Consider the following 4,406-nt stretch of genomic DNA (forward strand, 5'->3'; position numbering starts at 1 on the left):
CGGGCTCGGTCGTTTCACGCTCAGCAGACGGAAGTGGCCATCGGCTGCGCCGCCCTCAATCGTATGCTTGCATGCGCACGCCCTAAATCCATCCGCCGCAATGGACCGACCACATAGATAGCCCCATCACAGATCCAGATCCGCTCAAGTCCAGATCCATGCACCAACGCCCGAAAAATGTTGATAGTCTCATTCATGGCGTATCGCTCTCCTTGAGAGGGTCTGGCTGGCTTCAATCACCCGCCTCGATACGCCGCCATTCTCAAACCGTCATCACCCATTTTCCACCATAGTTCGCAGTTGCGCGATAACGGTCATGGCGTCCGGCAAGGGGTTCACCGAGACGTAATCGCGCTTGAAGGTTTTTGACGAAGGCTTCGGCCATTCCGTTGGACTGGGGCTTCGGACGGGGGCCGAGCACGGCTCCATGCCGATGTTGATGAGCAGTGCCTTGGTATCCTTCGCAATGAAGCATGAGCCATTGTCAGTCAGCCATTCAATGGGCTTGGGCAGCGTGTTGATGAGACCGAAGCGGTTCTCAACAGCCCTGATGACAAGGTCCTGGACGTCCTCGCTTTTGATGCCCTCGGTTGTCGCGACATGGGCAATGCTTCGTGCCCTGGAACTTCAAAGCTCAGACGAGCTGAGCTCAACGCTTACTTTCAGACGTAACACAATTTAGATTGACCACTCAAAATACATGCACAATCTATTGCAATTAGGAAGGCGGAACAGCTCAAGATAAGCAAGGGAAAAGGTAACGCACTACATGAAATTAAAATTATCAACGTCAGGTATCAAACGCACTCGTACCGCCGAATGGCCTGCGGGGAGGAAGAATACAATCGAAAATTCGGACGACTACCCTCCAATGGACAATCCGGAATTGTTCATGGCTGATCGAGAGCGCCGCCTTATGGCAATGGAAAGAGCGGTTAAGGCTCGGGACGAAAAACACAAGAATATAAAGTGAAATACCGGCAATAAGCTACGGAAGGACGATTTCTGTGGGTGATGATGAAGAAACCAACATGGATCTCGAGGGCGTGATCGACGCCGAGAGCCCGGACGAGGTCGAGGCCGAGGCCGAGGACGTTGCTCAACGGCTGTTAAGGCTTAGTTTGGCGGCCAGTCAGCGTTCAAAGGCCGCCAGACTCCCATCGGATGATGGGATGTTGATTGGGGTTCAAGACATCGAACTTAAAAGGCGGGGTATTACTGTAGTGCCAGTGGGGCGGGAGGCCTCAGAGGACGATCGAGCGAACAACGCTTATACCTTCTTTAAGGGGAGAGAATTTCAGGCTCTTGATGGTGTTGGCAACAAAACGGCCAAAGAGCTTGACCGCGAGCTTGTGTACATAAAGTACGACGGAAACTATTACACTAAGCACGGCTTATGGCATGCCATAAAGGCGCCAGACGGCCAACAGACAACAAAAGACTATAGGAACCATGAATTCAGGACCATAACAACATCATTAGGTTTGACCGCAGAGCGAGACAACAGGCTCATCCAAACCGGCGAAGCCGTTAAGAAAGATCAAAACGGAAAAACGGTATTCAAGGACGGAAAACCAGAAATGGTTCCGCAATATAGACTGGACGGCGAGAACCAGATCTATAATACCGCAGCTGGGGCTAGAAGGCGCGAATTTGCTCACATGGACCCCAAGACAAGCGGCGAGGAGGCACCTGACATCCTGCATCGAAGGTCGGATGGTAAGATAAAGGGGTTTTCGCGACTTCCGAATGATGGTTATGAGACGCTTAGCGCTTCGCAAATGGAGGCCGATCTTGGCGGCCAGGTTTGGCTGAAGTCGAAACTTCACGGCTACCAAACAATCAACTACATCGAGAGCACGCAGGGTAAAGATCAAGCCACCCACCGTTTGCGGGACTATGTCGGTGAAGAACGAGGCTACAACCGGAATACGCATAGTGCCTACGTAAAGATCGACACGACGTACTTTCCAATCAACGAGGTTGTAAAGGAATTGCCCGACGACGCTGCCGCGAAGGCCGTCCAAGGAAAGCCCTCCATGTATGCGATGGAGCACCGGATGATCATCAGAATGCCTGAGGGCAATACGTTCGCCACGCCGGATTTTGTAGCTAGTCATCATCCAGAACACTTCAAACGGGTGTGCAAGGAGCACCGGATTAACCAACAATGGGGTAAATTTAAGCCTGACTGGAATAAGATGCTTGATAAGTATGCCTCCGATTCTCGTGTCCTCGTGGAAGTAGGTGGAACGCTAGTTGAAGCCGATTCCATCGAACTTAAAGATCATAGGTCAATAGTGGAAACCTATAATACAGACAATATTTTCTACGCAGATGACGGAAAAACCGACAGAGGCGGAATATATACGAAACCCTCATTTACGTCTCTAGCTCAGACTATGCAGAGAGGTACTCAGCAGAAGAATGAAGGTAAACGGCTGGATGTTCCGAATTGCGTAACTGATATCCTCATACGGCGCAAAGACGTGGCGAGCCTGCAGCCTCCACCCGGTATCAGGTATAAGGAGCGTTACGACAGACTACGTGACGCCCTCAACAGTCTTTGAATCGTGGCCCGGCTCAGTTGAGAATGAGCTGAGCAAAATCAGTCACCTTGCTGTCGCTGTCAATCGACATTCGTTGTAGGAAAGTAACGCTTATGGCAGATATTGGAAAGAAACCAGCTAAATTGCTGAATCCAGCCTATAAACAGGCACGTTCAGCTAGGCGTGAAGAAGAGCAACGGTTGCGAGCGCTGGAGATGGCCCAACAGGCGCGCGGAATAACGCGTGAGCTTGAGCGACCAAGCAGGCAAAAGCGATATGCTAAAGACATAGACATCTTTGACAGTGTCGGGGAGGGCTATCGCGGAGAGGTCGGCTATACGCTGATAGGCAACAAGAGGCTGAATATCGCCAAGGATGGCGAGCGCACCCGCAAGAGTGGCATTGTTAGCAGGAAGACGGAGGTCCTAAGACGCGACCCCGACTCAGGAAGTCTTTACATTAGCCGACTTGGGAAGGAGGGTTGGCGGAAAAAGAGGAATTACGAGTTTGACGCCAAGGGTGAACTTCACTCTCTAAGCCGCGAGCGCAAAGACGGGAGTTTCCGCGAACGATGGGAACGCGATGAAACCGGCAATCTGATCCGCACAAGCTATTTCACGAACCGTTTGCGGGACGGTAGAATTTTCGGCTCCATTTCAGAGGAGTTGAGCGCCCCGTACGAAAGTGGTCCTGACAACAAGAAATATCGCCTTCTGACCCGCAGGAAAGGCTCCAAAACAGAGGTCTTCGAGCGGGATGAGGATGCCAATCTGGAACTGGTTGGACGCAAAGCGCGTGGGTTTCGGGAATTTTCGACAAAATCGCGAGATGGGAGAACCAAGGAAACGGAGAGAAAGAGTCTCTTCGGTAGCAAAACATACCAGTCTCTCCTAGATGTGAATGGAAATGAGGTGGGCAGAAACATTAGGTCCCATCGAAGGTTGCTGAACAAACGATCGGCGACATTCGATGAGAAGACAAATCAACTAACCGAGGCCAAGCATACGGTTGGTAAAATGTACAAAAGCGAGACCAGGTATCTTTCCAATGGCATGAAGGTCGTATCAAAAAAGTTTTTTGGAGTGAAGCTTCATACGGACCTGAAAAAGCTCACCAGCGACGAGAGTAAGGCTTTCGAGATGGGAGCCGAAGAAGCAGCCCAGCATAAAGAAGCCTGGAAGAATGTCGTGGTCACGCCCCCACTGCCGTCTTCCAGCATGCCGAAGCAGCTTGGGAGCGTGGTAGCTCAACTCGACGGCGGTGGGGGCGAGGCACACGCAACGCGGGCACCTTCCCCGTCATCAAGTCCATCAAGAACGTTAACTGCCGAGCCGCCGCCCTCCCAGACAAACCCAATTGCGTCGGACGAAAGACAGTTGGAACAGATCGGCCGGGACCCGATTGGCACCGACGCCGGTCAACGTGATCTCAACAAACAGCAGCCTCCCATTGGAAAAAGCAAATTTGACAACGTTACGTTCGTGGACAACGCCAACCGAAGAAATGCTAGAGACGCAAATGCGTCATCGAAGGAGAGTTCCAACGACAATCTCGCCAGAATTAGGGCGGCTATAGCGCGAACCCAGGCAGACGGGGATGCCGCGCTGCCACACAACGAGCCGAACCCTGTTGCCGGGGTTGAGCTGCAGGCCTCTAATAACCAATCATCTAATGATAGGCGAATGGCTATGATTTTAGCAGCGAAACGCCGTGATGAAACAGCCAAGAGTGCAGGCCGCTGATCTGAACCCTTCAAACTGGACCAATTTTAGCTAGAGTTTGGCCTTGCCCCGTTGAAATAATCCATTTTGAAGTAAGCTCTGGCCCATTGAGAGGACCAGAGGATGAAGCGCAATC

The 4,406-nt window shown here is 51.7% G+C and carries 2 protein-coding genes and 2 pseudogenes; 3 read left to right on the forward strand and 1 reads right to left on the reverse strand.

Annotated elements, in window-relative coordinates; genetic code table 11:
• A pseudogene (locus tag FFR93_RS40030) lies at positions 1-117 on the forward strand (IS5/IS1182 family transposase); the annotation flags it as partial.
• Positions 118-297: 180 nt separating this feature from the next.
• Here FFR93_RS40030 and FFR93_RS40035 read toward each other — a convergent pair.
• Positions 298-612, reverse strand: a pseudogene (locus FFR93_RS40035) (IS3 family transposase); the annotation flags it as partial.
• Between the two features lie 395 nt (positions 613-1,007).
• Between FFR93_RS40035 and FFR93_RS40040 the strand changes: the two are divergent.
• Positions 1,008-2,570, forward strand: a complete 1,563-nt coding sequence (locus FFR93_RS40040) for a hypothetical protein (protein ID WP_138397190.1) — start codon at positions 1,008-1,010, stop codon at positions 2,568-2,570.
• Positions 2,571-2,662: 92 nt separating this feature from the next.
• Positions 2,663-4,291, forward strand: coding sequence for an effector protein (locus FFR93_RS40045; RefSeq protein ID WP_138397191.1), 1,629 nt, complete (start codon positions 2,663-2,665; stop codon positions 4,289-4,291).
• The last annotated feature ends 115 nt before the right edge of the window (positions 4,292-4,406 follow it).

This window comes from Rhizobium sp. MHM7A, assembly GCF_005862215.1.
In the GTDB taxonomy this organism is placed as follows: Bacteria; Pseudomonadota; Alphaproteobacteria; order Rhizobiales; family Rhizobiaceae; genus Rhizobium; species Rhizobium bangladeshense.

Coding starts and splice junctions, on each gene's coding strand:
- FFR93_RS40045 (WP_138397191.1), top strand. CDS start 2,663: ATGGCAGATATTGGAAAGAAACCAGCTAAATTGCTGAATCCAGCCTAT.